Source organism: Arcicella rosea (assembly GCF_040543805.1).
GTDB classification, from domain to species: domain Bacteria; phylum Bacteroidota; class Bacteroidia; order Cytophagales; family Spirosomataceae; genus Arcicella; species Arcicella rosea.
The window spans coordinates 1-6,951 of record NZ_JBEUMS010000031.1 but is presented as its reverse complement, the minus strand read 5'-3'; the positions used below and the strand labels follow the sequence as shown (position 1 = coordinate 6,951).

The window sequence follows — 6,951 nt, the reverse complement described above, 5'->3', positions numbered from 1 at the left end:
GTTTTACCTCATTTTGAAGTGAATCTAAAAGACAGGCAATATCAATTTTGGGAAAGAAATCCTTTGAGTATAGATTTATATTCACGAAAAGTTATTGAACAAAAGCTATCCTATATTCATGCTAATCCATTGAAAGGAAAATGGTTGTTAGCAAATAGCCCTGATAAATATTGGTTTTCCTCTTATCGTTTTTATGAAATGAATATTGATGAGTTCGGTTTCTTAACTCATTATCTTGAAGATTGTTAATTGGCGAGTTGCTGACGCAAGGCTTGTTGGTGAAAAACACCAACAAAGGCTGGAGACCTTTGTAAGATAATTTAAAACTCCAACTTGACGTAGTAGTGAAATACTATGCCAATCAAGCTGAAATCTTAAATACCAACACCGTAAACAATTTAACAAAACATATAAAATGAAATTCTTTCTTACACTAAAACACTGGCAATTTTTTGTATTTGCTTGCGTACTTCCTTTTTTCATTGACTTAACATCATTCATAAATTATACCATTGGTGCGATTTATGTCTTTCCTTTAATGATGATACTTTTTGTGTTCTTTTTCTTTGGCTGGTTCTATGCAGTAGGAACAAATCTTTATCCAAAACTGCCTGCAAAAGCTAAAATGAGCCTAACAAGATTTAAGATTTTCTTATTCTTTCCTGTTTTTTACATTCTGGCAATATCAGTATTTTTAGTGGTCAGTATGCCCTACTCTACAAGTGGAGGTCCAATTGAACCTTGGATTTTTTTACTAATACTTCCCTTACATTTATTTTCAATGTTTTGTATTTTCTACTGCTTTTATTTTATCGCAAAAGCATTGAAATCGGTTGAAAGCCAAACCGCATCTACTTCGGGTGAGTATATCGGAGATATATTTTTGATTTGGTTCTTCCCAATAGGTATTTGGTTTATTCAGCCAAGAATCAACAAACTTTTTGATGAATCTGATGCAGGAGAAGAAGTAGTAGAGGAGGTTTATTGATGTTAGTTGATTACCTCTAAATTAGCCAAGTATCAAGCAAAGCATTACTTGTGCTAATTATTTTAATAAAGACCCCAAGACCCAGTCTTGAACGAATTTTTAACTAGTTAACCCTTTTAAAATAAACGACCAATGAACATTTCAACGATGAAAATTACCTCTCTTTTATGTCTTACTTTGTTGACTGCTTGCAACAATGAAAAAGATAATGCTAATGTTGTTTTTGAGAAATTCTCTCCTACTACCAAGGAGTACAAAAATGAACTAGCAACAAAACTAAAATCGAATCCACAAGAACTCCATTATACTTTTAACAAATTCGTTGAAAATAATGGGAAAGAATATCTTGATATTAAAATAAAAGGAGATGGCTTTGAAGCAACAGGATTAGTATTAGTAAATGACTGGAATAAACTTGAAGAAATGAAAAGTACTAATGGAGTAGGATATGCCGGAGCAGAATTAAAAGGACTTGAGTTAGCTGTTATCCCTAGTCCATCTGGAGCGGACTTGGTTTATAAAGACCTAGACGAAATTATTGACTAAAACATCAGCAATAGAGGAGGTTTATTGATTTTATGGTTATTATTTCCCTTCACACTTATTTAAGGGTTAAAAGAAAGTAAATCTTGCATAATTTTAATTTATCTAATTGATACATTGCTTTGCTTTGAGGTATTTGACAATATTGTAATACTTTAAACTAAGAGAGATGTTGATTGATTTTTAAGATAATCATTAAGCCATGCAAATTATACCGCTCAAAGAAGGGAATTACTCTGTTGATAAAAACAAAAAATTTACATCAATAACAGCCGAGAACCAATCGGTTTTGAAAGGCTTAAATGTAGGTGTCCAACCTTTTTTAATCATTACAGATGATGATTTTATTTTGCTTGATACTGGTTTGGGCGGAATTATCAATGAAATTCCATTGATTCATCTTTTGTTAGCCAAAGAACATATTAAACCAGAGCAAATCACTAAATTACTTATTTCTCATTTGCATAAAGACCATGTTTTGGGGATAGGACATTTCTTCGAAAATAAGTTTATCCCCAATTTCCCCAATGCAAAAATTTATATACAAACACGTGAATGGGACTATGTAAAAGAGCAAAAAGGAAACACATCATACCTTTTTGAACATTTAGAAGAGATTATAAAACTGCCCAATATTGAATGGATGACTGATGATAAAGGACAAATGACACCTGAGATTTACTATGAAGTAGTAGGCGGACATACGCCTTTTCACCAAGTATTTTTAATCAAAGAAAACGAGCAAATTGCTTTTTATGGGGGAGATAATTTGCCACAAACAGGCTATTTGAAATATCATTTTGCTTACAAAAATGATTTTGATGGAAAGAAAGCAATGAATTGGCGTGAGCAATGGAAAATACTCGCTGAAAAAGAGCATTGGCATATTTTGTTGTATCATGATGTTGAAAACGCTGTGGTACAATTGTAATTCACGCTGTTATAAAAGCTATACTTGTTAGCAAAGTAGGATTGAGAGCTTTGAGTAAAACTGTGGATGATAACACTTTATGCTCAGGTGATGATTTATTAATTATGGATATAATTAATAGCTTGTCATTCAAAAGATTTAAACAATAAAGCTCTCAAAATGAATTATATCTTCTGTTTAAGAAGAAGTGGTGTAAGCGCACTGCTTTGCTTCTTATTCTGTTCGGCTATTGCCCAACAGAACCCTAATCCTAGAATCAAATACAATTTTAATCCATCTTGGAAAATGTTTGTGGGCGATGATTCGCTAGCTTCGCAAGTTGCATTTAATGATGCTGAATGGAAATCCGTTACTTTACCTCGTGCTTTTAATGAAGACGAAGCCTTTAAAGTTTCTATCGAAAAACACTCAACTGGAATTATCTGGTACAGAAAGCATTTTAAGATTGATGCCAATCAAAAAGGAAAGAAAATTTTCCTAGAATTTGAAGGCGTCAGACAAGCAGGCGAGTTTTTCCTAAACGGTAAGCCAATCGGGCTTAGTGAAAACGGAGCGATGGCTTTTGGTTTCGACATCAGTAATGAAGTAAAGTTTGGCGAAGAAAACGTAATTGCTGCAAGAATTGATAACGCTTGGAATTATCATGAAAAAGCTACTAGAAGTGGTTTTCAATGGAATGATAAAAACTTTAATGCCAATTATGGAGGCATTACCAAGAATGTATATCTGCATATTGCCGATAAATTATACCAAACTTTGCCTTTATTTTCCAACTTAAAATCAACGGGAGTATATATTTATGCCAAAAATTTTAACATTCCTCAAAAATCTGCGACTGTCACAGCCGAAGCAGAAATAAAGAATGAATACGCTGAGACAAAGACCTTTCAGTACTCAGCTTATGTAGAAGATGCCGTAACAGGAAAAAGAATTACTACAAATTTCAAACCTATAACCATTACTTTACAAGCCAACGAAAGCCAAATTGTTAAAACAGAATCATTTATCAAGGATTTGAATTTCTGGAGTTGGGGTTATGGCTATTTATATAATGTATATACTACCGTTAGTCTCAATAGCCAAGTAATTGATGTAGTAAAAACCACCACAGGATTTAGAAAAACTGCTTTCGAAAATGGTGCTTTAACGTTGAATGATAGAGTACTTCATTTAAAAGGCTATGCGCAAAGAACCAGTAATGAATGGCCAGCCATTGGAGCTTCTGTACCCGCTTGGTTGAGTGATTACAGTAATCAATTGATGGTAGAAAGTAATGCCAATTTGGTAAGATGGATGCACATTAGTCCTTGGAAACAGGATGTTGAAAGTTGTGATAGAGTAGGGCTGATTCAAGCCATGCCAGCGGGTGATTCTGAAAAGGATGTTGAAGGTAGAAGATGGGAGCAACGTAAAGAAGTAATGCGTGATGCCATTATTTATAACCGAAACAACCCAAGTATTATCTTTTATGAATCGGGCAATAACCAAATCAGCGAGCAACACATGAAAGAAATGAAAGCCATCAGAAATATGTATGATGCACATGGTGGTAGAGCAATCGGTAGCAGAAATATGTTAGCCAGTAAAGAAGCTGAATATGGCGGAGAAATGCTTTATATCAACAAAAGTGCATCAAAACCGATGTGGCAAATGGAGTATAGTCGTGATGAAGCTTTACGAAAATATTGGGATGAGTTTTCGCCACCCTATCATAAAGAAGGTGAAGGACCAACCCATAACGGACAAGACGCCAGTGTTTACAATCGTAATCAAGATACGCAAGCCATTGAAAATATCACTCGTTGGTTTGAATATTGGAAGGAAAGACCGGGAACAGGCAAGCGTGTTAATGGCGGAGGTGTAAACATTGTTTTTTCTGAAAGTAATACGCATCATCGTGGAGCAGAAAACTTTAGAAGGAGTGGAGAAGTAGATGCTCTCCGTATCATTAAAGACGGTTTTTATGCACATCAAATTATGTGGGATGGTTGGGTTGATGTAGAAAAACCACGTATCCACATCATTGGTCACTGGAATTATAAGGAAGGTGTTACTAAAAATATTTCTGTAATGTCGAGTGCAGATAAAGTAGAATTATTTGTCAATGGTAAATCCTTAGGTTTTGGTGAACAAAGCAATCGTTTCCTTTATACCTTCAAAAATGTTACTTGGAAAGCAGGAACAATTTCAGCCATTGGTTATGATGCAAAAGGCAAAAAGCTTTGTGAAACCAAACATGAAACCGCAGGCGAACCTTTTGCCGTTAAGTTAAGCCAAATAAATCCAGCAAAATCATTATTTGCCAATGGCTCAGATTTAGCTTTGATAGAAGTAGAAGTTGTAGATGCAAAAGGCAATCGTTGTCCGACAGCTTTGAATGAAATCCAGTTTTCTTTAACTGGCGAAGCCGAATGGAGAGGAGGCATGGCACAAGGACCAGATAATTATATTTTATCAAAAACATTGCCTGTAGAATGTGGCGTAAACCGTTTCTTAATTCGCTCAACACTTACTGCGGGCAATATTATTATTAATGCCAATGCAAATGGACTGAAAGAAGGAAGTATTTCTTTAAAATCTATTCCTTTTGACGTAAAAGATGGCTTGGCTTTACAGTTGCCGTCTTATGGTTTGATGTCGAATTTATCAAGAGGAGCAACGCCTTCGTCTCCTGCATTTACTGTTACTCGAAAAGCCTTAACAATTGTAAGTGCTACTGCTGGGGCAAATCAAGAGAAAGCGAGTGCTAGTTATGATGATAATGAAGCAAGCGATTGGGTAAACGATGGCAAGTTGGATACTGCTTGGATTGAATATGAAATTGCAAATACCAGTAGCATCAATGAAGTAACCTTGAAACTGAATAATTTCAGAACAAGAACCTATCCAATCAGCATTTCAATTGATGGAAAAGAGGCTTTCAAAGGAAATATTACTCGTAATTTGGGTTATTTTACAGCAAGTTTCAAAGCCATTGCTGGTAAGAAAATTAAAATAGCACTTGCTGACCAAGTAGAGATTCAGGATGATAATAGCAAAGAAGTAAATGGGAAAAAACTAGATGATGGAGTATCCAGAAAAGAAGCTGATACAAAAGGAAGCTTAGCCATTATTGAAGCAGAGCTATATTCTCCTGTTAAATAAAAGATTAAAATTTTGGATAAAGTAGAATAGGGTAGCATGAAATGCTTGAGGTATTACTTCAAGCATTTTTGTTTTACAGCAGTCAATTTTTTTAAAATATCGCTCCTACTGAAAGATTAAAATGAAAAAAATCTGTTTGAAGGAATTATCTGGAGATATTTTCACTTATTAGTTTAGCAATTTCATTCAGCTATAAAACTCATATTAACATGAAAAAAATTAAGTTATTACTATCGTTATTATTCGCCTTTGCTGCGTTTCAATCAGTAAATGCACAGTCGAATGAAGATTTAGTGAAGGATTGGGAAAGAGCAAAAGCTTATACCAAAGAGTATTTAGACGCCATGCCAGAGAGTGGTTATTCATTAAAACCAACACCTGAAATGCGTTCTTTCGCAGAACAAATGCTTCACTTGACAGATGCCAATTATACTTTTACTTCGGCTGTTACAGGTGAAAAAAGTCCAGTTGGAATGGGTGCATCTGAAAAATCAACAGATAAATCGAAAGAGAATGTAACGAAGCTAGTATTGGCAAGTTATGACTATGTGATTGATGGCATTAAGAAAATGACGCCAGAGAAGTTAAATGAAAGCGTTAAGCTTTTTGGTCGTTTCGAGATGACAAAAGCGGCGGCATTAAACAAAAATTTTGAACATCAAACACATCACAGAGGACAAACGACTGTTTACATTCGTTTAGCAGGTGCAAAACCACCGCAAGAAAAATTATTCTAGTGATGGTTTTATCGAGATAATAATCGCATTTTCTCTCGTGAAATCAAGACAAAACATTTTAAAGGATGAAACAAAAATACTTTAGGTACATCAATACTTTATTTATTGTATTTCCAATGACCTTAATTATGGCTTTAGTGGGTACGCTTAGAAATAATGGACTGAGTGAAGATTGGTTAATCAAGTTACTTAAAACATGGAGTATCATGTTTCCAGTAGCCTATCTTTCTGCATTTATCATTATTCCCCAAGCTCGTAAATTAGCAGAGAAAGTAACAGAAATGAATAAATAGTGTTTTGTTGCTAATTGAATATCAATTAAAGTCAGATTATATAGACCTAAATCAACTCAAAACGCTTGAAGGCTTTCTTCAAGCGTTTTTTTAATGTTTAAAATGGTCTTTAGTTCACTTTGAGTGGTCTTATAGTTCACTCGGAGTGGTCTTATAGTTCACTTAGAGTGGTCTTTAGTTCACTCAGAGTGGTCTTATAGTTCACTCGGAGTGGTCTTATTGTCTCATCCTAAAAAAGCTTGACAGTATTAGCTAACCTTTAGCACAATGTCTTTATCGAGCGAATCTTCTTTTAATACAACTTTAGTTTCTTCG

Annotated in this window: 6 protein-coding genes and 1 pseudogene; all 7 read left to right on the top strand. The window is 34.6% G+C overall.

Annotation, left to right across the window (positions count from 1 at the left end; translation table 11 throughout):
- Positions 1–249, top strand: a pseudogene (locus tag ABID42_RS23905) (transposase); the annotation flags it as partial.
- 166 nt (positions 250–415) lie between these two features.
- Positions 416–988, top strand: a complete 573-nt coding sequence (locus tag ABID42_RS23900; protein WP_367285808.1) for a hypothetical protein — start codon at positions 416–418, stop codon at positions 986–988.
- A 132-nt stretch (positions 989–1,120) separates the two neighbouring features.
- Complete coding sequence (locus ABID42_RS23895) at positions 1,121–1,534, top strand: hypothetical protein (RefSeq protein ID WP_367285807.1); 414 nt, start codon at positions 1,121–1,123, stop codon at positions 1,532–1,534.
- A 199-nt stretch (positions 1,535–1,733) separates the two neighbouring features.
- Positions 1,734–2,462: an MBL fold metallo-hydrolase gene (locus ABID42_RS23890; protein WP_367285806.1), complete on the top strand. Its 729-nt coding sequence runs from the start codon at positions 1,734–1,736 to the stop codon at positions 2,460–2,462.
- Positions 2,463–2,621: 159 nt separating this feature from the next.
- Positions 2,622–5,606 carry a glycoside hydrolase family 2 protein gene (locus ABID42_RS23885; protein WP_367285805.1) on the top strand — a complete coding sequence of 995 codons (2,985 nt, stop codon included), beginning with the start codon at positions 2,622–2,624 and terminating at the stop codon, positions 5,604–5,606.
- A 209-nt stretch (positions 5,607–5,815) separates the two neighbouring features.
- Positions 5,816–6,343, top strand: a complete 528-nt coding sequence (locus tag ABID42_RS23880; RefSeq protein ID WP_367285804.1) for a DinB family protein — start codon at positions 5,816–5,818, stop codon at positions 6,341–6,343.
- A gap of 65 nt (positions 6,344–6,408) precedes the next feature.
- Positions 6,409–6,636: a DUF2798 domain-containing protein gene (locus ABID42_RS23875; protein WP_323260710.1), complete on the top strand. Its 228-nt coding sequence runs from the start codon at positions 6,409–6,411 to the stop codon at positions 6,634–6,636.
- Positions 6,637–6,951: the final 315 nt, after the last annotated feature.

Coding starts and splice junctions, on each gene's coding strand:
- ABID42_RS23900 (WP_367285808.1), top strand. CDS start 416: ATGAAATTCTTTCTTACACTAAAACACTGGCAATTTTTTGTATTTGCT.
- ABID42_RS23895 (WP_367285807.1), top strand. CDS start 1,121: ATGAACATTTCAACGATGAAAATTACCTCTCTTTTATGTCTTACTTTG.
- ABID42_RS23890 (WP_367285806.1), top strand. CDS start 1,734: ATGCAAATTATACCGCTCAAAGAAGGGAATTACTCTGTTGATAAAAAC.
- ABID42_RS23885 (WP_367285805.1), top strand. CDS start 2,622: ATGAATTATATCTTCTGTTTAAGAAGAAGTGGTGTAAGCGCACTGCTT.
- ABID42_RS23880 (WP_367285804.1), top strand. CDS start 5,816: ATGAAAAAAATTAAGTTATTACTATCGTTATTATTCGCCTTTGCTGCG.
- ABID42_RS23875 (WP_323260710.1), top strand. CDS start 6,409: ATGAAACAAAAATACTTTAGGTACATCAATACTTTATTTATTGTATTT.